The sequence below is a fragment of the Nocardia pseudovaccinii genome (assembly GCF_050942345.1).
In the GTDB taxonomy this organism is placed as follows: domain Bacteria; phylum Actinomycetota; class Actinomycetes; order Mycobacteriales; family Mycobacteriaceae; genus Nocardia; species Nocardia pseudovaccinii.
The window spans coordinates 7,167,398-7,191,199 of record NZ_CP192074.1 but is presented as its reverse complement, the minus strand read 5'-3'; the positions used below and the strand labels follow the sequence as shown (position 1 = coordinate 7,191,199).

Genomic DNA, 23,802 nt, shown 5'->3' with positions numbered 1-23,802 from the left:
AGTGAATATTCGTGCTTGAACTGCTCTACCTGAAATACCTTGCGCCACATGCAGATGCGTGCCTCGGCGCAGGTGCTGTGACGTGCGGTTCCATCCCCCGATGACGAGGCCGGTACCGCGTGTTCTGCCAGGTCGACGGAAGGGGCGAGCATATGATCGGCGCGCACAAGAAGGCATTTCGCCGGATAGCTATGGGGTTTCTGGTATCGGTCGTCGTGACGCTCGTCCTGGCCGGACCGGTGCGCGGTGACACCGGCAGCGCGTCCGGCTCGGGTAGTTCCGGCTCCGCATCCGGCAGTTCCGGCAGCTCCAGCGGGTCCGCGGCGCTGCCGCTGCCGAGTATCGCCGGACTCGGCGCACTCGCCGCGGCCTACACCCAAATCGGCAAACCCTACGAATGGGGCGCAACCGGCCCCTTCGCCTGGGACTGCTCGGGGCTGGTCCAGTGGGCGTTCCGTCAGGTCGGGGTGAAGCTGCCGCGCACCACCTATGAGCAAGCCAAGGTCGGCGCGGCGGTGCCGTTCCGGGCCCTGTCACCGGGCGATGTCGTCATCCTCAATGACGACGCGTCACATGTCGGCATCTACGCGGGCCTCGGGCAGGTCCTGGATGCGCACGACTGGGGCGTTCCGGTCGGTCTGCACCCGCTCCGCGAGTTCGATATCTACACCATCCGCCGTTTCTGATCCCGGTATCAATCGACGAGCTGACGCAGCAGCGGTCCGTACTGCGGATGCGTCAGTGCCGAGGCGAACTGCGCGACCAGGTAGTCGGCCGGGTTGCCGGTGTCGTACCAGCGGCCCTGGATGACCTGGCCGAAGACCGGATTGTCCGCGGCGTGCACATTGATGGCATCGGTGAGGTACACCTCGCCGGTGCGGTGTTCATACCACTGCTCGGTCTGTCTGCGCAGTTCGCAGATGATGCCGGGGGTGACGACATAGCCGCCGATCGCGGCATAGTTCGACGGTGCGTCCTCGGGCTTGGGCTTTTCCCGCAGCCCGGTAATGCGCAGCAGGCCGTTGCCCTGGTCGTCCGCGACGACCGGGACGCCGTAGCGCTGGGATTCGGACGGATCCATCGGCATCAGCGCGAGCACCGGCGCGCCGGTCGCCTCATAGGCGTCGATCAGCTGCTGGGCGCGTGGCACCCCGGCGACGAAGACGTCGTCGGGCCACAGCACCAGCATCGGCTCGTCGCCGAGATTGCGGGCGGCATTGAGCACCGGGGTGCCGTTGCCGTAGGGCCCGTGCTGATCGAGGTAGGTGATATGCCCGAGCCGGGACAGCTCGCCGACCTCCTCCACCGCGTCGGCGTAGGCGTCCTTGCCGTCGGCGCGCAGCTGGGCCACCAGGGCCGGATTGGGGCGGAAATGATCCTGGATCAGGGATTTTCCGCTGCTGACCACGATGGTGATATCGGTGATTCCGGATGCGACCAGCTCGCGGACGGTGTGCTCGATAACCGGCTTATCGCCGACCGGCAGCATCTCCTTGGGGATGGCCTTGGTCAGCGGGAGCAGCCGGGAGCCGATTCCGGCGGCCGGTATCACGGCCTTGCGGATCTTCATGGTCCGATCATCACATACCCGAGCGGGTACGAACCGGTGATCCCCAGGCTTGGGCCGGGCATGTCGAGGCGGCAACATATCGGTATCGGACCTGGTCACGGGTGGTTGGGCAGGGCAGAGCGCCGCGCTCGCCGCGTCGTCGCGCCGCGAAGCTCGGTAGCAATCTCGCAGAAACTACTCGGCTGACGTGCACCCGGCACCCAGGTTGTCCGTCGTCTTCACAGGTTGACGCGGTGTTGTGCGGTGGGCCGACCTGTCGGTGGGGCCGCGTAGATTCCGGTGCGTGAGCACCGACAACACCGCTGTGGCCGCCGGGGGAGGCGCGGCGGGGGCCGCGTTCGTGCGCACGGCTCGGCGGTGGGTGCTGCATATCGATATGGATGCCTTCTTCGCTTCGGTCGAACAATTGACGCGGCCGACGCTGCGCGGGCGCCCGGTGCTGGTCGGCGGCACCGGTGGGCGCGGTGTGGTCGCGGGGGCGAGCTATGAGGCGCGGGTCTTCGGTGCGCGCTCGGCCATGCCGATGCATCAGGCGCGGCGATTGGTCGGGGTGACCGCGGTGGTGGTACCGCCGCGCGGTGCGGTCTACGGCGTGGTCAGCGCGCGGGTGTTCGACGCGTTGCGCAGCCGCATCCCGGTCCTGGAGACGCTGTCGTTCGACGAGGCGTTCGGCGAGCCCGCCGAGTTGGTGGGCGCGACCGTCGAGCAGGTGCGCGAATTCTGCGAGGAGTTGCGTGCGCTGGTGCGGCAGCGGACCGGACTGGTCGCCTCGGTCGGTGCGGGTACCGGTAAGCAGCTGGCCAAGATCGCCTCCGGAATGGCCAAACCCGATGGGGTGCGGGTGGTTTCGCCGGATGAGCAGCAGCAACTGCTGGCCGGGCTGCCGGTGCGCAAGCTGTGGGGAATCGGTCCGGTGGCCGAGGGCCGCTTGCGTTCGCTCGGTATCGAGACCGTCGGCGCCTTCGCGGCGCTGCCGGAATTGGAGGCGGTGTCCATTCTCGGCGGCAGCGTCGGCGCGGCACTGCACCGGCTGGCCCGCGGCATCGACGACCGGCCGGTCGCCGAGCGGGCCGAGGCCAAGCAGATCAGCGCGGAGAACACCTATGAGACCGATATCGTCACGATGGCCCAGTTGCGTCCGGCGATCGAGACCATGGCGGCGGCCGCACACCGTCGTCTGGAGAAGGACGGGCGGGCCGCACGCACCGTGGTGCTGAAGCTGAGGAAATCCGATATGAGCATCGTGACCAGGTCGTTCACCCTGCCGTACGCGACGACCGAACTGGCCACGCTGACCACGGCGGCGCAGCGCTCGGCCATTGATCCGGCCGAGCTCGGGCCGATCCGGCTGGTCGGGGTGGGTTACGGCGGGCTGTCGACGGTCCGGCAGGAGTCGCTGTTCCCGGAGTTGGATCAGGCGCCGGTCGAGGACGGCGGCGTCTGGGAGGGCGACGCGCCGCACTCCGATGGTTGGGGCGCACAGGCGGGGCTGTCCGCGGCTGATGACGGAGCCACCGAGCTCGGCGCGGGTGCGCTGGTCGGGGTGGTAGGCGTCGAGGTGGGAGTAACCGCGACATCTCCGGTCCCCGTGACCACGCAGCCGAGCGTTGGTGCAGCTCAGGACGATTCGTCGATGCGGAGCGCGACGTTGTGGTATCCAGGACTGGACGTCACGCACCCTGAATTCGGGCACGGATGGGTGCAGGGTGCCGGGCTCGGTGTGGTTACTGTTCGGTTCGAGACCAGCTCGACAGGGCCCGGTCCGGCGCGTACCTTTGCCGCCGACGACATCAGTCTGTCCCGGGCGGATCCGCTCGGCAGTCTCCGCTGACAGGTAGCCTGGGTCATTCGTGCAGCGTCGCCGATTCGGGTGACTGCTGCCGTTGGTGGAACGACATGTACCTACTCGAACGCAAAGGACGAGCAGTTGAAGCTTCGTAAGACTGGACGCATCGCCATCGCCGCCCTGGCCGTCGTCGCCGCACTCGGCATGACCGCCTGCAGCGATGACAAAGACAGCAAGCCGGCCGCGAAGACCACTACCAGCGCCAAGGCCTCGGCCGGCGCGAGCGCCACCAATCTGCCGCCGGTCCCCTCCGTCGCGGAACTGAACACGCAGCTGCAGCGTGCTCTCGATCCGTCGATCCCTAGTTCGGAGAAGCTCGACGGTGTGCAGGGCGCCGAGGCCGATCCGGAACTGCCGAACCGCCTCGCCGAGGCCGCCAAGGGTGCCAATGTCACTATCACGGTCACCGATGTGACCAGCTTCGGCGACAGCGTCAATGCCAAGGCCAAGGTCCTGCTCAACGGCCAGGAGAACATTATCGACGTGCCGTTCGTCGCCGAGAACGGCAAGTGGAAGATCCAGAAGGCCTGGGCCTGCACCATGCTGACCAACCTCGGCCAGCAGTCGGTGGCCTGCAGCTGATAGACCAGCGGTCGCGGCCGACCCGGTGTCGGCCGCGCCAGCTGTGTGCTTGCTGTGAATCAATGCCGCACGCCGGCAAGAACTTTCGTTTGAAATAGTTACCGTTAGGATCAGGCCCCGTGGCTGACACGATGGTGTGGGCGGGGCAGCCGTCCGTCGAGCACTCCGAACTCGGGACGGCACAATCGAAGACGCGGACGGGTTGGGCCGGGCCGATCGCGCTGATCGCGGGCCTGCTCGGCGCACTGTTCGCGGTGGCGGTGCCGCTGCTGCCGGTGCGGGTGGACGCGGCGACGCTGACCTGGCCGCAGGCGGGTTCGGCGCGCAGTATCGAGGCGCCGCTGATCTCCTATGCGCCACTGACTTTCGACGCAACCTTGCCGTGCACCGCGATCAACCAGCTCAGCGCCAAGGGCGGCACTCTCGCGGCGACCGGACCCGATGGCGCGCCGGACCTCGAGCGCTACGGATTCGTCGCCCGCGTGCACGCCGGAGCCGACACTCCGGCGCGGCTGGATGTGGTGCTGCGCAATCAGGCATTGCTCAGCGTGCCGGTGGCCGAGCTGGTTCCGGGCTGTGAACTCACGGTGCACGCCGACAACACCAGTGCGACCGCCACCCTGGTCGGATTCGAAGCGCCCGGATTCCCGGTGGTGCTCAATGGCGACTACCGGCCGCAGATGGTTGGCATCTTCAGTGATCTGGCCGCGGCCGACGGTGCCCGCGTCACCGCCGAACTCGACACCAGGTTCTCCTCGACGCCCACTCCGGTGAAGCGCACGGCGATCTGGCTCGCGGTGCTGTGCACGATTGTCGCGCTGGTCGCGCTGTATCGGCTCGATCGGCTGGACGGTCGGCGGGTGCGTCGCTTCCTGCCGCAGCGCTGGTGGACATTCACGCTGCTCGATGCCGTGGTGCTGGGCACCATGGTGGTCTGGTACTTCATCGGGTCCACCACCTCCGATGACGGCTATCAGTTCGGTATGGCCCGTGCGTCGGGTGTCGCGGGCTACATGGCCAACTACTTCGCCTACTTCGGGGTGCCCGAAAATCCGGTCGGCACACCGTATTACGACCTGATCCGGATCATGACGGAGATCAGCACCGCCAGTCCGTGGGTTCGGCTGCCCGCGCTGTGCTGCGGTGTGCTGATGTGGCTGCTGCTGAGCCGCGAGGTGGCGACCAGGCTCGGGGTCGCGGTGCGAGGCAACCGCGTCGCGATGTGGACCGGTGCGCTCGGCTTCCTGACCATCTGGCTGGCCTACGACAACGGGCTGCGTCCGGAACCGCCGGTCGCGCTGGGACTGCTGCTCACCTGGTGCCTGGTCGAACGTGCCATTGCCACGCGGCGTTTGCTGCCCGCCGGATTCGCGATCCTGGTCGCGGCCTTCGCCTGTACGGCCGGGCCGTCGGGTGTGATCTGTATCGCAGCGCTGCTGGCGGGCTTGCGGCCGGTCGCGCGAATCATTATGGACCGCACCGGGACTCGGGGATCGATGGGTGCCCGGCTGGTGGGCTATGCGGTGCTGCTCGCCCCGCTGCTGGCCGCCGGTATCGTGGCGCTGGCGATCATGTTCGCCGATCAGCCGTTGGCGGCGATGTTCGAGATGAAGCGGATCCACCACATCGTCGGCCCGGATGTCGAATGGTTCAACGACTATCTGCGCTATCAGTACCTCTTCCAAGGCGAGACCGACGGCTCGGTCGGCCGCCGGATCGGTGTGCTCGCGATGTTGGCGGGGCTGATCGTGTGTGTCATCGTCCTGCTGCGCAAGGGCGGTCGGATTCCGCTGCTGGCGGCTGGGCCGACCCGGCGCATTCTCGGTGTCACCGTCGGCGCACTGCTGCTGATCATGGTCACGCCGACCAAGTGGACTCATCACTTCGGTGTGTACGCGGGTGTGGCCGGTGCCGTCGCCATGGTGACCGCGATGGCCGTCGCGCCAAGGGTTTTGCGGGCGCCGCGCTACCGCGCACTGTTCGCCGCGGTGGTCGCTTTCCTGCTCGCGCTGGTGTTCTCCGGGCCCAATAAGTGGTGGTACGTCTCGTCTTACGGCATTCCTTGGTGGGATAAACCGCCGGTGATCGCCGGTATCGAGCTCAACAAGCTGTTCCTGCTGGCCGCCGCCGCACTGCTGGCCGTGGCCGCGTGGTGGCATGTGCGGTCGCCGGAACCCGGTACCCCGCATCGGGTTTCGCGTCTCGCGTGGCGGGTGTCGGTGCTGCCGCCACTGACCATCGCGCTGGCGCTGCTCGTGGTCTGGGATGTCGGCTCCTTCGCCAAGGCGGCGGTGGCCCAGGGGCCTGCGTTCTCGCTGGCGCGTTCGAATATCGAAGCGCTCACCGGGAAGACGGCGGGTCTGGCCGGTCATGTGCTGGTGGAGACCGATCCGAATGCGGGCAGGCTGCGCCCGCTGACCGGCGATGCGGTGAGCACGCTGTCGGGCACCGGCTCCGGATTCACCGGTTCGGGTGTGGCCGCCGATCTGCGCCCCGACGACGATTCGAGTCCGACCGGCAGTATCGCCGACGCGTTGAGCAGTAAGTCCGCCTCGGAGAACACGGCTGGAACCGCCACCGCCGCACTGCCTTTCGGACTGAACCCGGCGACCACGCCGGTGCTCGGCAGCTACGGCTCCGGTGACGCGGGCCCCGCCGATCTGACCACGGGTTGGTACCGGCTTCCGGAACCCGGTGACCGCAATAGCATTATCGCGCTGACCGCGGCGGGCCGGATCCGCTCGGTCGACGCCGACGGCATCGTCACTCCGGGGCAGACCCTCGAAATCGAATACGGCGCAACCGATTCCGAGAACACCGCAGAGCCCATGGGCAAGGTCACCCCGATCGATATCGGACCGGCGCCGTCGTGGCGTAATCTGCGCGTACCCTTCAGCGAAATCCCCACTGGCGCAGACGTTATCCGTATCGTCGCCGTCGATCGCGACCGCAATCCCAAGCAATGGCTGGCCGTCACCCCACCGCGGGTGCCGCAGACCAGAACGCTGAACGATGTTGTCGGCTCACAGGTCCCGGTTCTCACCGACTGGATGGTAGGCCTGCAATTCCCCAACCAGCGCCCCTACGACCACCGCGACAATATCGCCGAGATCCCGGCCTATCGCATCCTCCCCGACCGTCCGGGTGCCGAGATCACCACCCTCTGGCAGAGCCACGACGGCGGCGGGCCGCTCGGCTGGTCCAATATGCTGCTGCGTCCCCGCACCCTGGCCACCTACCTGGACCAGGACTGGCGGCGAGACTGGGGCGAACTCCAACAGCTGGTCCGCATCGATCCCAAGGCCGACCCCGCGAAACCCGAAATAACCCAGCAGGACCACTCCGGCCTCTGGACGCCGGGCCACATCAATACGGCGTACTAGCGGGTGATGCTGTTGGTCGCTATGCGGGTGGCCAACACGGTCAGGTCGGCGGCGGTGAAGCCCGGATAGCCGTGCAGGAGCTGACGCCAGTGGTGCGGGATGGCGGTGGCGCCCCAGCGGGCGCCGAGGAGGCCGCCCGCGATGGCGGCGGTGGTGTCGGTGTCGCCGCCCGCGCGGACACAGAGTTCGAGTGCGCGCGGGAGGTGGTCCGGATCGGAGGCGTCGGCGGTGGTGATGGCCCACCAGGCGGTCTGGAGGGCGTGCACGACCCAGCCGTTATTCGAAAAGTCTTGCGGGGTACCGGCTTCGGCCTGGTCGAGCAGGTGGGTCCAGTAGGCGGCGCTCGGCGAGGCGTCGACGAACTGGCGGACACCGTCGAGGGTTCCGGTGAGCACGGCGTGCCGGATGCCGGAGGTCCAGATCTTGCAGGCCTCGATCGCCTGCTGATCGTGATGGGTGAGCGCGCCGATCGCGCCGGCCATGCGGACGCATTCGTCCGCATCGCCGAGATAGGCAAGGGCGACAGGGGCGGTGCGCATCAGCGAACCGTTGCCGCCGGTCTTGCCGTGCAAGGACATGGCCTGCGTCTGCATCTCCCGGGCCGAGCGCGGGCGCACCGAGAGCACGGCGCGGGTCTGGATGCCGATATCCGGTGGATCGGAATCGAACCACCGGACGAATCCGGCTGCCACTTCGTCGAGATCGATGCCGGGCCCCTTATCGGCCGCCAGTGCGATGGCGATCGCCATCGAGGTGTCATCGGTCCATTGTCCAGGTGCCCACCGGCACGGCCCGCCGCCGATCATCTCGATCGCGACTTGCGTTCCCGGCCACGTGAATTCGTAGCCCGCCCCGAGCGCATCGCCCGCCGCGGTGCCGAGCAGGACACCCGCCGCTCGATCCAGTTGCGCATCGTCCAGCATCAAGAAACCTTCCGCCGCCTGCGGTTTTTCGCGGTCAATGTACCCGAGGACATGGGCTGCACCGTCCTGTCGAACTCGACAAGCGATCGCGTGGAAAACTGTGCCCTCACTACGAAGCCATGGCTGGGAAGGGCAGATCAGCGACGCTCTGTTGAACTGGCCGGTTCGGGCTGCGTGGTCCTGACCCGCCGCCGCCCGCGCACCAGCGCGTCGGCGGTGAAAATCGCCAGCGCCGCCCAGATGAGCGCGAAACCGGCCCACCGCGACGCGGGCATCGGCTCATGCGCGACGGCCACACCCCAGGCCATCTGCAGCGCGGGCGTGAGGTACTGCAGCAGTCCCATGGTCGACAGCGGAACCCGTTGCGCGGCAACGGCGAACAGCAGCAGCGGCAGCAGAGTGACCGGACCGGTCGAGATCATCAATCCGGAATGTGCAATGCCACTGGCGAATTCACTACGTCCGGTCATCGCGAAGACGATCACGAAGGCCAGCGCGAACGGGGCCGCGACCAGACCCTCGGCCGCGATCCCGTGCAGCGCGTCGAGCGGAATCACCTTCTTCACCAGCCCGTAGGTGGCGAATGAGCAGGCCAGTGCCAGCGCGATGAGCGGCGGTCTGCCGTAGTCGACGGTGAGCACGGCGACCGCCAGCGCGCCCAGCCCGAGCGCCGCCCACTGTGCCCTGGCCAACCGCTCACGGAAGATCAGCACGCCGAACGCCACCGTCACCAGCGGATTGATGAAGTACCCGAGTGCGCACTCCACCACATGCCCGGAAGTGACGCCGTAGACGTACACACCCCAGTTGATCGATAGCGCCGCGATGGCCACCGCCGCCATCCGCCAGGTCCGCGGTGCGATTCCGCGCAGCCCACCGAGCTGCCCGGTTATCGCAAGCACGACCAGCACCAGCACCAGCGTCCACAGAATCCGCTGTGCGACCACCTCGGCCGGATTGGCGAAGGCCAGCAACCCGAAGTACGCCGGAAACAGCCCCCAGATCAGAAATGCGCCTGTACCGAACACAACACCTGGGACCGCCCTGCTTCGCTGCACCCTACCGACGGTAGTTCTCGGTAGCCTGGCGGTCATGTCGATTACCGTGCCCCAAACGGCCGTCACCGGGCTGACCGCGGCGGAGGTCGAGCAACGCCGCCGCGACGGGCTGACCAATGACGTGCCGGACCGGGCGAGCCGATCCGTACGCGACATCGTCCGCGCCAATGTCTTCACCCGGATCAATGCCATCCTCGGTGTGCTGTTCATCCTGGTGCTGGCGACCGGCTCGATCATCGACGGCATGTTCGGCCTGCTGATCATCGCCAATAGCGCGGTCGGCATCATCCAGGAGATCCGCGCCAAGCGCACCCTGGACCAGTTGGCCATTGTCAGCCAGGCCAAGCCGACCGTGCGCCGCGACGGACAGTCGGTCGAGGTGGCGCCGAAGGAGGTCGTCCTCGACGATCTGATCGAGCTCGGCCCCGGCGACCAGATCGTGGTCGACGGCACGGTCGAGGAATCCGCACTGCTCGAGGTCGACGAATCACTGCTCACCGGTGAGGCCGATCCGGTGGACAAGCCGATCGGCGCGTCGGTGATGTCGGGCAGCTACGTCGTCTCCGGTTCCGGCGCCTACCGTGCGACGAAGGTCGGCCGGGACGCCTACGCCGCCAAGCTGTCCGAAGAGGCGAGCAAGTTCACGCTGGTCAAGTCCGAATTGCGCAGCGGTATCGACACCATCCTCAAGGTCATCACCTATCTGTTGATCCCGGCGGGTCTGCTGAGCATCTACAACCAGCTGTTCTCCAGTAAGGAGTCCTGGCGGCCCGCGGTCACCGGCATGGTCGCCGCACTGGTGCCGATGGTGCCCGAGGGCCTGGTGCTGATGACCTCGGTCGCCTTCGCGGTCGGTGTCGTGCGACTCGGCAGGCGCAAATGTCTGGTGCAGGAGCTGCCCGCCATCGAGGGCCTGGCCCGCGTCGATGTGGTGTGCGCGGATAAGACCGGCACGCTCACCGAGAACGGGATGCGCCTGTCGGATATCAAGACGCTCGGCACGTTCGACGACGCCGAGGTGCGACAGGCCTTGGCCGCCATGGCCGCCGACGATCCGCGCCCGAATGCGAGCGTGCAGGCCATCGGCGAGGAGCTCACCGATAAGCCGAATTGGCAGCACACCGCGGTCGCACCGTTCTCCTCGGCGAAGAAATGGAGCGGGTTCTCCTACGGCGAGCACGGCGACTGGCTGCTCGGCGCGCCCGATGTGCTGCTCGACCCGAGTTCCGAAGATGCCCGTGTCGCAGAGGAACTCGGCTCCTCGGGGCTGCGCATTCTGCTGCTCGCGCGCAGCGACCGTCCGGTCGACGCCGCCGACGCACCGGGTGCAGTCGACCCCGCGGCGCTGGTCGTACTCGAGCAGAAGGTGCGCCCTGATGCTCGCGAAACTCTCGATTACTTTGCCAGCCAGCAGGTTTCGATCAAGGTGATCTCCGGCGACAATGCCGTCTCGGTCGGTGCGGTCGCCTCCTCGCTGGATCTGCGTGGCGGCGATCACGCGGTCGACGCCCGCGAATTGCCCGAGGATCGTGCCGCACTCGCCGACGTGCTCGAACGTGAGACCACCTTCGGCCGGGTGCGCCCCGATCAGAAGCGAGCCATGGTGGGCGCCTTGCAATCTCGGGGCCACACCGTAGCCATGACCGGTGACGGCGTGAACGATGTGCTGGCGCTGAAGGATTCCGATATCGGCGTGGCCATGGGGTCGGGCAGTCCGGCCACCCGCGCGGTCGCCCAGATCGTGTTGTTGGACAACAAGTTCGCCACACTGCCGTATGTGGTCGGCGAGGGCCGCCGGGTGATCGGCAATATCGAGCGGGTCTCGAATCTGTTCCTCACCAAGACCGTGTACTCGGTGGTGCTCGCTTTCTTGATCGGCGTCGCCGGTGTCGGCTCGCAGATCTTCGACTACGAAGCGATCGGATATCCGTTCCTGCCAAGGCATGTCACGATCGCGGCCTGGTTCACCATCGGTATCCCCGCCTTCATCCTCTCGCTGGCTCCGAACAATGAACGCGCCCGGTCCGGATTCGTGTCGCGGGTCATGCGTTTGGCGATTCCGTCCGGCGTGGTGATCGGCATCGCCACCTTCGTCGCCTACCTGATCGCCAATGCGGGGTCGTATGACTCCCTGGAGCAGCAGAAGGAGCAGGCAGGTACCACGGCGCTCATCACCTTGATCATGATCGCGGTGTGGGTCCTGGCCATCGTCGCCCGGCCGTATGTGTGGTGGAAAGTGGTGCTCATCGGCGCATCGATCCTGGCCTATGTGCTGTTGTTCACAATCCCGTTCACCAGGCATTTCTTCAAACTCGACCCCTCGAATATCGGGCTCACCACCGCGGCGTTCATCTGCGGCGCCATCGGCATCGTGCTCGTCGAGGCCGCCTGGTGGATCGCCGCCGCAGTTCAGGGCGAGAAGCACACGCTACTTCCGAGCTCACCGGGCGGGGGCGCCTGAACAATTGGACGCCCGACTCGCCGCGCCACGAGATACCTTGTGCGAAGCGATCATTCAGGGTTGGAGTACCTTCTCGACTATGGAGGTATTGCTGCATCAGATCGACGCGTTCGCCGACGCACCGTTCTCGGGCAATCCGGCCGCGGTCATGCCGCTGTCGACCTGGTTGCCGGACGAGCTGTTGCAACATCTGGCCGAGGAGAACAACCTCGCCGAGACCGCCTTCTACACCTCGCAATTACCCGTCGAGGCGGGCGGTCCACCCGGGGAGTGGCCCGCCGTCCACCTGCGCTGGTTCACCCCGACCCGGGAGGTCGATATGTGCGGCCACGCCACCATGGCGACGGCCGCGCAGATTCTCGAGGACATCCATCCCGGTGAGGACCGGGTGAGCTTCTTCACGCGCAGCGGCTGGCTACACGTCGACCGCACCGATGACGACGAATACGTACTCGACCTACCCGCGCTCGAATCCAAGGAGGTCACGCCCGATCCCGCGCTGGTCGATGCGCTCGGCGTCCGTGCGGTGCGTGCCTACACCGGATTCGACGAGGTGATCGTGGTGGGTTCCGAACGTGAAGTACGTGAGGCGCGGCCGAATTTCGCGGCCTTCCCACCGCTCGCCTTCGACGCGGTGATCACCGCGCCCGGCGATACCGTCGACTTCGTCTCCCGCGTCTTCGGCCCGGATCTCGGTGTGGTCGAGGATCCGGTCACGGGATCGGCACACGCACAGCTGGTTCCGCTGTGGAGCCGCGAATTCGGTCGCGCCGAACTCAGCGCCCGTCAGCTGTCCCGGCGTGGCGGCAGGCTGCGCTGTGAACTCGCGGGCGACCGGGTACTGCTCATCGGCCGCTGCCGCCGGTACCTGGATGGTGTTGTGGCACTGCCGGATTGACCGGCCCGGCCGCGTTACTGATCCGGGACGGGGCCGTCGTCCGTACCGGGCAGCGCGATGCCTTCGTATTCCGGCAGCAGCGGAACGATCGCGAAACTGGTGGCGACCGCGTCGGCGGGCAGGGCCTGCACGGCGCGAATTCCGTCCTGGGTCGCCAGATTCCGGAGTTGGGGGAGCCCGCCGCGGACCACGAGGCCGACGGTGCAGGCGCACCCGGCGCGCAGGCGGGCCGCCGATACCGAATTGATGTGGTTGGTGCGATCGTCGGTCGCGTGCTGGGCCAGCAGTTGCCAGGCGGCATTGTCGGCGGATGCCACGGCCACCGCATTTCCCGCGGGCAGTTGAACCGTGACGATCGGAGTGTTCACCCGCGGTATCGACACATGGTGGCTCGCCGCGGCGATGCGCAGGCCGCCGCTATGTGCCGGAATCTGGTCCGGGGTGAGGGATTCGGTGAACGAGACCAGCGCCCAGTGCTCGTCACTATCCGAACCCGACAGCGAATCCCGTGCTCGCGCAAGGTAATCCGCGACATGCTCACCCCGTTCCGGACCGAGCCGGTCGGTCGAAATGCCGGACGGTCGCGGGGGATTCAGCACACCGAGCACCACGATCAGGACTACGAAGCCGACGGCCCCGACGGCAATGGCAATGCGGCGCAATGTTTCAGGCATTGCGCAACACGTCGAGTGCGTTCTTCAGATCATCGGGATATTCGCTGGTGATCTCCAGATACCGGCCGTCGGCCGGATGGTTGAATCCCAGCGAACGCGCGTGCAGCCATTGCCGTTCCAGCCCCAGCCGCTCCGCCAGCCGCGGATCCGCGCCATAGGTGAGATCACCGCAGCAGGGGTGCCGGATCGCGGAGAAATGCACCCGGATCTGGTGGGTGCGCCCGGTTTCCAGATGAATATCGAGCAGGCTGGCCGCCTGGAACGCCTCGACGGTGTCGTAGTGGGTAATGCTCGGGCGTCCGTCCGCGGTGACCGCGAACTTCCAGGCATCGCCGCGGGCCCGGCCGATCGGCGCATCGATGGTGCCGCTGCTCGGATCCGGATGTCCCTGTACCAGTGCGTGATAGCGCTTATCGACGGTGCGCTGTTTGAATGCCCGCTTGAGCACCGTGTACGCGTGTTCGGACTGCGCGACCACCATGACCCCGGAGGTCCCGACATCGAGCCGGTGCACAATGCCCTGCCGCTCGTGCGCGCCCGAGGTCGAGATGCGATAGCCCGCCGCGGCCAGGCCGCCGACCACCGTCGGCCCGGTCCAACCGACGCCGGTATGCGCCGCGACGCCGACCGGCTTGTCGACCGCGACGATGTCATCGTCGGCGTAGAGGATCTTCATACCCTCGACCGGTTCGGGCTCGATGGTGAGTTCACGCTTCGGTTCCGGGAACTCGACCTCCAGCCAGGCCCCCGCGACGAGCCGATCCGATTTGCCCGCGGCGACGCCGTCGAGCTGCACCGAACCGTCCTCGGCCAGCGCGGCCACGGCGGTGCGGGACAGACCGAGCAACCGGGATAGCCCGGCGTCGACGCGCATTCCGTCGAGTCCGTCGGGTACCGGCATGGTCCGCGTTTCTCTCACGCCGCATTCCCCTTGCTGCTGGCCGCGCCGTTGGCGCCGTTGTCCGATGGCTCGTCCGGCTTCGCGGCGGTCTCGGTGGCGGTCGCTTCGGGGTGGCCGTGTCCCGCGCGCGTGCCGTCGGGTTCGAAGCCGAAGACCGTCAGCACCACCAGCAGGATCGCGCCGCACACGATCGAGGAGTCGGCGAGATTGAATACCGGCCACCAACCGACGGCGATGAAGTCCACCACATGTCCCTGCAGTGGTCCGGGCGCGCGGAACAACCTGTCGACCAGATTGCCGAGCGCGCCGCCGAGCACCATGCCGAGCCCGATCGCCCACCACAGGGAGCGCAGCGTGCGACCGATGCGGATCACCCCGATCACCACGGCCGCGGCGACCAGGGTCAGCAGCCAGGTCATGCCGGTGGCCATCGAGAACGCCGCGCCCGGGTTGCGTACCAGCGACAATCGCGCGAAATCGCCGATGATCGGCACCGGATCGCCCGGGGTCAGCTCGGCCACCACGATGGTCTTGGTGAGCAGGTCGAGGCCGAGCAATACCGCGGCGATGATCAGCAGCGTGCGTAGCCGCAGCGGTGCGGCGGGCTTCCCCGGATCGGCGGTCGGGGTCGGATTTTCTGCGTCGTCGCTGGGTGGCATCGCGCTATCGGCGGGCTTGTCCTCGGGCGGCCGGTCGTCACTCACGCCGACCATCATCTCTCGAGTAACGATTTGCGCTACGCACGCGGTCACCTGCATGTCCCAGCTGACACTCAGGAAGCGGTCGTACTCTGATGCTCGTGACGGTGTTGTCTTCCTCCCACGTACCCCGAATCGCGCGCTCGGGTGCGCTTCTGGTGGTGCTCGCGGTCGGACTGTCCGCGTTCGGTGTCGGCTGTAGTGACGGTGCCGAGTCGCGCGTCGATTCCGACAGCACCGAGCCGGTCGGCATCGGCAAGGAAGTGACCGTGCCGATTTCGGCCGCGGTCGCCACTGTGGTCTCGGCGGGTGAGGAGCCGCGATCGCTGCTGCGTCCCGGCTATCCGGCGGGCACGGTGCAGCAGGTGACGCTGCGCACCGATCACCACATCGAGCAGCAGATCAATGATCAGCCGCCGAGCGATTTCTCCTCGCCCGCATTGACGATTCCGATGACGGCGCAGACCGACGGTGACGGTGTCGAGTTGACTCTCGGCACCATTTCCACCCCGGATCCGTCGCTGGCCAAGGCGCTCACCGCCGCCGACGGTTCGCACGCCGGATTCGATATGAGCGAACTCGGCGCGATCACCGCGCTGCGGCTCGCCCCGGCACCGGACACCTCCAATAACGCCCGCGCAGCCTTGGAACAGGCCTTCTACCAGGCGGTCTACCGTTCGATCACCTTTCCCGACCAACCGGTCGGTGAGGGTGCGGTGTGGACGGTGCAGCAGGAGGTCGACGGTGGTGTCGCACTCGATCAGGTGACCACCGCCACGCTGACCAAGCGCGAGGGCGACCGGCTGACCATCGAACTAGAGGTGACCCAGAAACCGAAGTCACAGGTGTGGTCGCTGCCCAATAATGCGGGCACCCTCGACATCAAGGATTACGTCATGCAGGGTTCGGGCACGATCACCGTCGACCTGGGCCTGCCGCTGCCGGTCGCGGGCTCGATCACGGTCGGCGGACACCAGGCATACCGCGACCCGCGCAGCGCGAGCATGCTGCAGCAGACGATCAATACGCAGGTCACCTGGAACGAATGAGTCCGTAGCTGTTTGTGCCGATCAGGCATGTCGTCTTACGGGTGAGGAATAGGCTCGCACCTGTCCGACAAACGCCTCGATCGGAGGTATCCCATGTCCGATGTGAAACCGATCCCCGAGGGTTATCCGGTGGTCTCGCCGGGATTGGCAATCGATGGGGCCGCTGCCGCCATCGACTTCTACAAGAATATTTTCGGCGCATCGGAGCGAATGCGCATGCCTGGACCGGAGGGCAAGATCGCACACTGCGAGCTCACGTTCGGCAATTCGCTCATCATGGTCGGCGATCCGGCCCCCGATATGGATTTCCTCGACCCGAAGACGGTCGGCGGCACGCCGGTCAATCTCTATGTCTATGTCGAGGACGCCGACGCCGCTTTCAGCGCCGCCCTCGCCGCGGGCGCCAAGGAGCTCACCCCGATGACCACCCAGTTCTACGGTGACCGCAGTGGTGCGTTCGAGGATCCGTGGGGCCACCGGTGGACCGTGGCCACGCACGTCGAGGATGTGCCGCCGGATGAGATGGACCGGCGGATGGCCGAATTGTTCGGCGGGGCCTGAGCGTTTGTGTGATCTGCCGCGCGGTCGGTGTGCCGCGCGGCAGATCGCGTGCTGCTTATCCCAGCACGATCGAGTCGCCCTCGACGTGAACGGATTTCGGGGCGAGCGGCTGGGTGGCCGGGCCGTTGACGACCGAGCCGTCGAGACCGAATTTGCTGCCGTGGCAGGCACAGTTGATGGTGCCGCCGGAAACCGTCGCGACCTTGCACCCCGCATGTGTGCAGGTCGAGGACAGGCCGACGAAGGAACCGGCATTCGGCTGGGTCACCACCACATCGCCCTTGATCACACCGCCGCCGACCGGCACCTCGGCAGTGGTGGCGATGGCATTCGGCTGTCCGGCGGAGACATTCGGTCCGTTCGATCCGGCGGCGGCCTTGGGTGGTTCGGCCGCGGGGGCGTCGGACTTGCCGTAGGTGGTGCATGCGGTCAGTGCGGCCATGGCGGCCGCTGCCCCGGCGCCCGCGATTACGACGCGGCGGCGGTCGAGGACGAGATCATCGTTGGTCATATCGGACTCCGATCAGAAGGTGATGCCGTTGTGCTGGAAGAACCACAGGGCCGAGGTGAGCCAGAGGCCGGTCGACCCGGCGAGTACCAGGCCGCCCGCGACGGGAATGACCCAGCCGGGCAGGCCCTTTCGGGTCAGCAGCAGCATCTTGGCGACGAATGCTCCATAAAAGAAGCAACCGAGCAGGGAATGGATGAGTATGCGGTTTTCGTAGTCCTGAAAACCCAAGGCGAACAGGCAATGCACGGCGACCGGGACGGTGACGAGAACGGCGAGTCGGCCCGACCAGACATGCGCGGGTGCGATCCAGGACGGAGTCTTCGGGAGGATCGCGCCGAGCTTGCCGTACATGGTCAGCGCGGAAAGCAATTGGAACAGCGCGAGTGCGGTGGCCACGGTGGCCAGCCAGGTCTTCACCGCGACCGGACTGGAGAATCCGGCCACGTTGATCGAAAAGAACCGTGGCTCATGCTGTTTCGCGTAGACGCCCAGCAGCACCGAGACTGCCGCGCCGACGAGCAGCGGAATGACGATGGCCGCCGCCGATACTCGGCCCGGATTCACCCGGACCGTCGGCGCTTCTCGATCAGCCGACACTGTCACCACCACTTACCTTGTTCGCGGTTACCTTTTTGCCGTTGACGATGGCCGTCGCGTCCGGCGCGAGACCGACGGCAGGGGTGGTGGAGCCGTCGGGATTGCGTTGGACGCCAGTGACTCCGCCGTTCGCATCGACGATCCAGCTCTGGCGGGTGCCCGCCTCGCTGTAGACATAGAGTCCGGCGGGTGGTTGCACCGGGTTCGCGGTGTAACTCCACTGCTTGCCGCCGATCCAGAGTGTCCCGCGCACCGCCTTGCCGTCGAAGGCGCCGGTCAGTTTCGCGTCGTCTTTGCCTGTCAGCTGCAAGGATCCGTTCGTGGCCGGACCTCGCAGCCAGGACTCGATGCTCTTGCCGTCACAGGCATAGGCGATGGCCTTGTCGCCCGCGACGGTGATCTCGAGTGTGATGGTGCCACCGGAGGCGAGCGGGATGGTGCCTACGTAGTCGGCCTTGCCGGGAAATGGAACGGCCGCAGTGGTGGTCGGTAGCGGCGTCTGTGTCGTGGCCACGGGGGTGGTTGTGACCACCGCATTCGTATTCGCGGCCGGTGGGTCGGTGTCCTTGGACATATTGATGACCAGTAGGACGAGGCCGAGTACGGCCACTGCCGCCAGGGTGAGCCACGGTCCCAGTCGTTTCATAGGGTCTCCTCGATGCGCGGCCACCAGGCGCCGCCGTTCGCATTGACTACGTGGTGAACCCGTCGAACGGTTCAAACAGCGCACTCGCGGCAGCCGTTCAACGGCGTGTCTCGAGACGTGTCGGTTCCCACCGCCGGGTGTGGCGGGCCTGGATCCGTGCTCGCCGATGTCCTGACGCCGAATTCGCCAGGGCTGTCATCGCTCAGCTCGAGGAGCAGCGCTTGGTCGCAGTCGAGGAATTGGCCGAGGCGCGGCTTTCGCTGGGTGAATATCGGGAAGCCGCGCGCGATCTCGCAGTATTCGTGCGCGAATATCCACTGCGCGAACGCTGCTGCGCACCGCGGTATCCGAGACTTCGTCGACTAACAGGCTTGGTGGGGTGCGGTCATGCGGTGGGCGAGCAGAAAACGCATCAGGTTGCGCTGGACCTCGATGCCCCCGTCGTCCTGAACGACGCGTGCCCCTATCGCGTGCTCGGCGAGCAGCGGTGTGGTGAATTGCGCCAGTTCACATCCGCGCGGACTCTGGTAGTGCTCGACGGTGAGCGGGATCGGAAGACCCGGTCCGGCGGCGAGAACTTCCTGGCGCGTCGGCAGGGTCGGCATCGAACCCGGATCCGCGAGGTTATCGGCCGCGCGCCACTGTGCGAGGTTGGTGCGGCCGATCACGTAGTTGCTGATCTCGTCGAAGAGGGTCTGCAGAAAGTATGTCGGCATCGGGCGGGCACGTGCGGCCATCGCGTCGATGATCACCTGGCCGCCGAGTTCGGAGCGATACGGCGCACCGGCCATCGGGGCGATCGCCGCGTAGAGGTCCGGGTAGTTGGCGCCCAGATTGGTGGTCATCGCGCCACCCGCGGAGTATCCGCCGAGATAGACCCGCGAGCGATCGAGTTGGAATCCATCGATGAGCGTGGTGGTGATGCCCGCGATGATCGACGACTCGCCGCGGCCGCGTTCGCGGTCCTCGGCCTTGTCCCAGTTCCAGCAGGAGTCTTTGTTCGCCGCCTGATCCTGGATCGGATAGGCGAGTACGAAACCCATTTCGTCGGCGACCTGGGTGAGCGAGAACCCCCTCGGTTGCGTCTCGGTGAGCGGGTCGTTGCAACCGTGCAGGTACACCATCAGCGGCCTACCCGCACTACTGCCCGGCGGTACATGCAGGTAGTAGCAGCGGGTGCCCGCGGCATTGGTGTAGCACTGTTTGTCTGCCATGGCTTGCGCGCGCGGTACACCGAGCAGCAGACAAGTGGTGGCGATCAGGATGGCGCCGACGACAGCGCAGGGGCGGAGCGCGGCAATTCGCACGTCGCGAATTCTAGCCGGGTGCCGAGTTCGCGCCGCGATCTCGGCGGCGAGTCGGCTGAGGCGAAGCGGCGGACCCGGTCCCCCTCATCGTCGTGGTGGCCGGGTCCGCCGCTGGGGGCGACGCCTATCCGCGGGCGATGGCCTCGAAGACCAACGGATCGACGAGGGTCGATGTATCGCCGAGTTCTCGACCCTCTGCGACATCGCGGAGCAGGCGGCGCATGATCTTGCCGCTGCGGGTTTTCGGGAGTTCCGGGACGATATGGATCTGTCTCGGTCGGGCAATGGGGCTGATCTCCTGGGAGACAGCGGCTTTCAGTTCACTGATCAGCGCATCACCGGAATTGTGCGCGCCCGCGGTGAGAATGACGAAGGCGACGATGGCTTGTCCGGTGGTCGCATCGTTCGCGCCGACCACCGCGGCCTCGGCGACCGAGGCATGTCCGACGAGCGCGGATTCGACCTCGGCGGTGGAGATCCGGTGGCCGGAGACATTCATGACATCGTCGACCCGGCCGAGTACCCACAGGTCGCCGCCGTCGTCGAACTTGGCGCCGTCACCGGCGAAATACCAGCCGCGGTCGGCGAATCGGTCCCAGTACGTCTCGCGGAACCGGTCCATATCACCCCAGATACCGCGCAGCATCGAGGGCCACGGTTGATCCAGCACCAGCAGTCCGGAGCGGCCGTGCGCGAGTTCGGCGCCGTCGTCGTCGACGATCTTCGCGCAGATGCCGGGCAGCGGTGTCATGGCCGCACCCGGTTTGGCCGCGGTCACACCGGGCAGCGGGGAGATCATGATCGCACCGGTCTCGGTCTGCCACCAGGTGTCGACGATGGGAGTCCGATTGCCGCCCAATACCTCTCGGTACCAGCGCCAGGCCTCCGGATTGATCGGCTCGCCGACGCTGCCGAGCAGTCGTAGCGAGGACAGGTCGTGCGCGTCCGGAATCTCGCGACCCCACTTCATGAAGGTCCGCACCAGGGTGGGGGCGGTGTAATAGATGGTGACGCCGTACTTTTCGATGATGTCGAAATGCCGGTGCTCATCGGGGGAGTTGGGGGTGCCCTCGTAGACGACCTGGGTCGTGCGGTTCGCCAGCGGTCCGTAGACGATATAGCTGTGTCCGGTGACCCAGCCGATATCAGCGGTGCACCAGTAAACGTCTTGTCCCGCACGATGATCGAAGACGTTGTGGTGGGTATAGGCGACCTGGGTGAGATAGCCGCCGGTGGTGTGCAGGATGCCCTTGGGTTTTCCGGTGGTGCCCGAGGTGTAGAGGATGAACAGCGGATGTTCGGCGTCGAAGGCCTGCGCCTCGTGATCGGGGGACGCGTCGGTGACGGTGTCGTGCCACCACAGATCGCGGCCCTCGGTCCACGGCACCTCGATGTTGGTGCGCCGCACCACGAGTACGCGCTCGACGGTGTGTTCGCCATCGGCCAGCGCTTCGTCGACCGCGGCCTTCAGCGGTGCGGCGGAACCGCGCCGCCACTGCCCATCGGTGGTGATCACCAATCGGGCCCCGGCATCGTCGACCCGCTGGCGCAGGGCAGTCGGCGAGAATCCGGCGAATACCACCGAATGGGTGAGCCCGAGCCGGGCGCAGGCCAGCATGGCGACGATCGCCTCCGGCACCATCGGCATGTAGATGGCGACGCGATCGCCGGTCCCCAGCCCGAGCTCGGTGAAATAGTTTGCCGCCCTGGATACCTCGGCGAGCAACTCGCCGTAGGTGATATCGCGGGAGTCGCCCGGCTCGCCCTCCCAATGGATGGCCACCTGCTCGCCGTATCCGTCGAGTACGTGCCGGTCCACACAGTTGTAGGCGACATTGAGTTTGCCGTCGACGAACCATTTCGCGACCGGCGCGTCGCTCCAGTCGAGGACCTGGGTCCACGGCCGATGCCAATGCAACCGCCGAGCCTGCTCGGCCCAGAACTCCAGCCGATCGGCGGCAGCGCGATCGTACAGTGCCGCATCGGCATTGGCGCTCGCGGCGAACGCCGCATCCGGCGGGTAGGTGGTCGGGTCGGTGGTTGCACTGGTCAACGTCGATCTATCCTCTCGAAACAACAAGGGCGGCAGGCTCAGTCGGATGCGGTCAGTGCACGACCGCCTTCTCCGCGCCGACACCGGTGAGCGAGCGAACCTCCATCTCGGCCTGCTTCGCCGGATCCTCCGGCTTACGCCCGCCCAGGAAGGTGCCGACCACACCGAGTACGAAAGCCAGTGGGATGGAGACGATTCCTGGATTCGACAGCGGGAACCAATCGAAATCCGACCCCGGGATCATCGAGGTCTTCGTCCCGGATACCGCGGGGGAGAACACGATCAGCACAATGGTCGAGATCAGGCCGCCGTACATGCTGAACAGGGCGCCGGTGGTGTTGAACCGCTTCCAGAACAGCGAGTACACGATGGTCGGCAGATTCGCCGCCGCCGCGACCGCGAAGGCCAGCGCCACCAGGAAGGCGATGTTCTGGCCGTTGGCCAGGATGCCGAGGCCGATGGCCAGCGCACCGATCACCACCGCGGTGATCCGCGATACCCTGACCTGCTTGTTCTCGTCGACTTGCCCTTTCTTGATCACACTCGCGTAGATATCGTGCGCGAACGATGCCGATGCGGTGATGGTCAGGCCCGCGACGACCGCGAGGATGGTGGCGAAGGCGACCGCGGAAATGACGCCGAGCAGGATTACCCCGCCGAGTTCGAAGGCCAGCAGCGGCGCCGCCGAATTCTGCCCGCCCGCCGCGGCGAGAATGCGATCCGGCCCGACAATGGCGGCCGCACCGTAACCGAGCACCAGGGTGAACAGGTAGAACGCACCGATCAGGCCGATCGCCCAAACCACCGAGCGCCGTGCCTCTTTCGCGGTCGGCACGGTGTAGAAGCGCATCAGCACATGCGGCAGACCAGCGGTGCCGAGCACCAGCGCCAGGCCGAGCGAGACGAAGTTCAGCTTGGAGGTCGCGCTGCCGCCGTACTGAGCGCCCGGGGCGAGCACGTCACGGGCGGCGACGCCCTTGGTCTTGGAACCGTGCACCGCATCCTGTGCCGAGCCGAGGATGTCGGAGAAGTTGAAGCCGAACTTGGCGAACACCATAACCGTCATCAGCGCCGCGCCGGTGATGAGCAGTACCGCCTTGATGATCTGCACCCATGTGGTGCCCTTCATGCCGCCGACCAGCACGTACACGATCATCAGCACGCCGACGACGGCAATGACGATGCTCTGTCCGGTCTTATCGGAGATATCGAGCAGCAGCGCGACCAGACCGCCCGCGCCCGCCATCTGCGCGAGCAGATAGAACAGTGAGACCGCGAGCGTGGTCAACGCGGCCGCGGTGCGGACCGGGCCTTCTTTCAGCCGGAAGCTCAGCACATCCGCCATGGTGAATTTGCCGGTGTTCCTGAGCATTTCGGCGACCAGCAGGAGTGCGACCAGCCAGGCCACCAGGAAGCCGATCGAGTACAGGAACCCGTCGTAGCCGTATACCGCGATGGCGCCCGCGATGCCGAGAAAGCTTGCGGCGGAAAGGTAATCGCCCGCGATGGCGATGCCGTTCTGCGGGCCGGAGAAGCCACGGCCGCCGGTGAAGTAGTCGGCGGCGGTGCGGTTGTTGCGGCTGGCCCGGATCACCACGATCATCGTGATCGCCACGAACAGGCCGAAAATGGCGATATTCGCGGCCGGGTTGCCGACCTTCTCCGCGGCGGACAGATATTGCGTACTCACGCCTGGTCTCCCTCGAGATAGTTGCGGATCGACGCGGCGCGCGGATCCAGTTCCTTATTGGCGAACCGGACATACAGCCAGGTGATCACGAACGTCGAGACGAATTGCCCGAGGCCGAGCAGCAGGCCGAGATTGATATTGCCGATGACCTGGGTGGCCATGAAGTCGTGCGCGTAGGCGCCGAGCAACACATAGCTCAGGTACCAGACCAGGAACAGTGCGGTCATCGGAAAGATGAAGCGGCGCAACCGGCTTCGCAATTCCTGGAACTGGGGACTCGACTGGACGGCGGCGAAATCCTCCGCTGTCGGCGTGCGCCGCGGTGGCGTGCCATCTTTGTCGAGGTCGATACTGGTCATCGCAGGGTCCTAGCGTGTGACGTGACTTACTATCC

General features: G+C 66.4%; 21 protein-coding genes and 1 pseudogene. 9 read left to right on the top strand and 13 right to left on the bottom strand.

Features of this window, described 5'->3' with window-relative positions; translation table 11 throughout:
* Positions 1 to 152 precede the first annotated feature (152 nt).
* The gene (locus ACQPZ2_RS32370; RefSeq protein ID WP_433521907.1) at positions 153 to 686 is read left to right on the top strand and encodes an NlpC/P60 family protein; all 534 of its coding nucleotides are present in this window, start codon (positions 153 to 155) and stop codon (positions 684 to 686) included.
* 8 nt (positions 687 to 694) lie between these two features.
* Here ACQPZ2_RS32370 and ACQPZ2_RS32365 read toward each other — a convergent pair whose 3' ends face one another.
* Entirely contained in the window at positions 695 to 1,570 is an 876-nt protein-coding gene (locus ACQPZ2_RS32365) for a UTP--glucose-1-phosphate uridylyltransferase (protein WP_433521906.1), read from the bottom strand.
* Positions 1,571 to 1,946: 376 nt separating this feature from the next.
* Here ACQPZ2_RS32365 and ACQPZ2_RS32360 point away from each other — a divergent pair, with 376 nt between their 5' ends.
* From ACQPZ2_RS32360 to ACQPZ2_RS32350, 3 genes are all read left to right on the top strand, one after another.
* Positions 1,947 to 3,401: a DNA polymerase IV gene (locus ACQPZ2_RS32360; protein WP_433527579.1), complete on the top strand. Its 1,455-nt coding sequence runs from the start codon at positions 1,947 to 1,949 to the stop codon at positions 3,399 to 3,401.
* A gap of 96 nt (positions 3,402 to 3,497) precedes the next feature.
* A complete protein-coding gene (locus tag ACQPZ2_RS32355; protein WP_433521905.1) occupies positions 3,498 to 3,998 on the top strand; it encodes a hypothetical protein in 501 nt (166 codons plus the stop codon).
* 131 nt (positions 3,999 to 4,129) lie between these two features.
* A complete protein-coding gene (locus ACQPZ2_RS32350; protein ID WP_433527578.1) occupies positions 4,130 to 7,381 on the top strand; it encodes an arabinosyltransferase domain-containing protein in 3,252 nt (1,083 codons plus the stop codon).
* Here the strand turns inward: ACQPZ2_RS32350 and ACQPZ2_RS32345 are convergent.
* Together ACQPZ2_RS32345 and rarD are read right to left on the bottom strand one after the other, a co-directional pair.
* Positions 7,378 to 8,304, bottom strand: a complete 927-nt coding sequence (locus tag ACQPZ2_RS32345; RefSeq protein ID WP_433521904.1) for an ADP-ribosylglycohydrolase family protein — start codon at positions 8,302 to 8,304, stop codon at positions 7,378 to 7,380. The two genes, ACQPZ2_RS32350 and ACQPZ2_RS32345, sit on opposite strands and share 4 nt — an antisense overlap.
* A 137-nt stretch (positions 8,305 to 8,441) precedes the next feature.
* Positions 8,442 to 9,398: an EamA family transporter RarD gene (gene rarD / locus ACQPZ2_RS32340; RefSeq protein ID WP_433521903.1), complete on the bottom strand. Its 957-nt coding sequence runs from the start codon at positions 9,396 to 9,398 to the stop codon at positions 8,442 to 8,444.
* On the opposite strand from rarD, the gene ACQPZ2_RS32335 reads away from it, so the two are divergent.
* Together ACQPZ2_RS32335 and ACQPZ2_RS32330 are read left to right on the top strand one after the other, a co-directional pair.
* Positions 9,397 to 11,823 (top strand): HAD-IC family P-type ATPase, encoded by a 2,427-nt coding sequence (locus tag ACQPZ2_RS32335; RefSeq protein ID WP_433521902.1) that lies wholly within the window; start codon positions 9,397 to 9,399, stop codon positions 11,821 to 11,823. The genes rarD and ACQPZ2_RS32335 overlap by 2 nt on opposite strands.
* Positions 11,824 to 11,902: 79 nt before the next feature.
* On the top strand, positions 11,903 to 12,721 hold the full coding sequence (locus ACQPZ2_RS32330) for a PhzF family phenazine biosynthesis protein (protein ID WP_433521901.1): 819 nt from the start codon (positions 11,903 to 11,905) through the stop codon (positions 12,719 to 12,721).
* Positions 12,722 to 12,735: 14 nt separating this feature from the next.
* On the opposite strand, the gene ACQPZ2_RS32325 is transcribed toward ACQPZ2_RS32330, so the two are convergent.
* From ACQPZ2_RS32325 to lspA, 3 genes are read right to left on the bottom strand one after another with little or no spacing between them, the layout of a single operon-like run.
* Complete coding sequence (locus ACQPZ2_RS32325) at positions 12,736 to 13,395, bottom strand: hypothetical protein (RefSeq protein WP_433521900.1); 660 nt, start codon at positions 13,393 to 13,395, stop codon at positions 12,736 to 12,738.
* Entirely contained in the window at positions 13,388 to 14,314 is a 927-nt protein-coding gene (locus ACQPZ2_RS32320; RefSeq protein WP_364485307.1) for an RluA family pseudouridine synthase, read from the bottom strand. Before ACQPZ2_RS32320 ends, ACQPZ2_RS32325 begins: the two co-directional genes overlap by 8 nt.
* Positions 14,311 to 15,012: a signal peptidase II gene (lspA, locus tag ACQPZ2_RS32315; RefSeq protein WP_433521899.1), complete on the bottom strand. Its 702-nt coding sequence runs from the start codon at positions 15,010 to 15,012 to the stop codon at positions 14,311 to 14,313. Before lspA ends, ACQPZ2_RS32320 begins: the two co-directional genes overlap by 4 nt.
* Positions 15,013 to 15,089: 77 nt before the next feature.
* Here lspA and ACQPZ2_RS32310 point away from each other — a divergent pair, with 77 nt between their 5' ends.
* Entirely contained in the window at positions 15,090 to 16,043 is a 954-nt protein-coding gene (locus ACQPZ2_RS32310) for a hypothetical protein (protein WP_433521898.1), read from the top strand.
* Positions 16,044 to 16,136: 93 nt separating this feature from the next.
* Complete coding sequence (locus tag ACQPZ2_RS32305; RefSeq protein WP_063041909.1) at positions 16,137 to 16,604, top strand: VOC family protein; 468 nt, start codon at positions 16,137 to 16,139, stop codon at positions 16,602 to 16,604.
* 55 nt (positions 16,605 to 16,659) lie between these two features.
* Here ACQPZ2_RS32305 and ACQPZ2_RS32300 read toward each other — a convergent pair whose 3' ends face one another.
* From ACQPZ2_RS32300 to ACQPZ2_RS32290, 3 genes are read right to left on the bottom strand one after another with little or no spacing between them, the layout of a single operon-like run.
* Positions 16,660 to 17,115: a Rieske (2Fe-2S) protein gene (locus tag ACQPZ2_RS32300; protein WP_433521897.1), complete on the bottom strand. Its 456-nt coding sequence runs from the start codon at positions 17,113 to 17,115 to the stop codon at positions 16,660 to 16,662.
* A gap of 12 nt (positions 17,116 to 17,127) precedes the next feature.
* Entirely contained in the window at positions 17,128 to 17,712 is a 585-nt protein-coding gene (locus ACQPZ2_RS32295) for a DUF6529 family protein (protein WP_433527577.1), read from the bottom strand.
* Positions 17,702 to 18,358, bottom strand: a complete 657-nt coding sequence (locus ACQPZ2_RS32290; protein ID WP_433521896.1) for a hypothetical protein — start codon at positions 18,356 to 18,358, stop codon at positions 17,702 to 17,704. Before ACQPZ2_RS32290 ends, ACQPZ2_RS32295 begins: the two co-directional genes overlap by 11 nt.
* Before the next feature lie 50 nt (positions 18,359 to 18,408).
* Between ACQPZ2_RS32290 and ACQPZ2_RS32285 the strand changes: the two are divergent.
* Positions 18,409 to 18,684, top strand: a pseudogene (locus ACQPZ2_RS32285) (BTAD domain-containing putative transcriptional regulator); the annotation flags it as partial.
* A 36-nt stretch (positions 18,685 to 18,720) separates the two neighbouring features.
* Here ACQPZ2_RS32285 and ACQPZ2_RS32280 read toward each other — a convergent pair.
* The 4 genes from ACQPZ2_RS32280 to ACQPZ2_RS32265 all read right to left on the bottom strand — a co-directional run bounded on the left by ACQPZ2_RS32280 (position 18,721) and on the right by ACQPZ2_RS32265 (position 23,767).
* A complete protein-coding gene (locus ACQPZ2_RS32280; RefSeq protein WP_433521895.1) occupies positions 18,721 to 19,665 on the bottom strand; it encodes an extracellular catalytic domain type 1 short-chain-length polyhydroxyalkanoate depolymerase in 945 nt (314 codons plus the stop codon).
* 124 nt (positions 19,666 to 19,789) lie between these two features.
* Positions 19,790 to 21,718, bottom strand: a complete 1,929-nt coding sequence (acs, locus tag ACQPZ2_RS32275; protein ID WP_433521894.1) for an acetate--CoA ligase — start codon at positions 21,716 to 21,718, stop codon at positions 19,790 to 19,792.
* Positions 21,719 to 21,770: 52 nt separating this feature from the next.
* Positions 21,771 to 23,408, bottom strand: a complete 1,638-nt coding sequence (locus ACQPZ2_RS32270) for a solute symporter family protein (RefSeq protein WP_433521893.1) — start codon at positions 23,406 to 23,408, stop codon at positions 21,771 to 21,773.
* Positions 23,405 to 23,767 (bottom strand): DUF485 domain-containing protein, encoded by a 363-nt coding sequence (locus tag ACQPZ2_RS32265; protein WP_063041895.1) that lies wholly within the window; start codon positions 23,765 to 23,767, stop codon positions 23,405 to 23,407. The genes ACQPZ2_RS32270 and ACQPZ2_RS32265 overlap by 4 nt, the downstream gene beginning before the upstream one ends.
* Positions 23,768 to 23,802 lie beyond the last annotated feature (35 nt).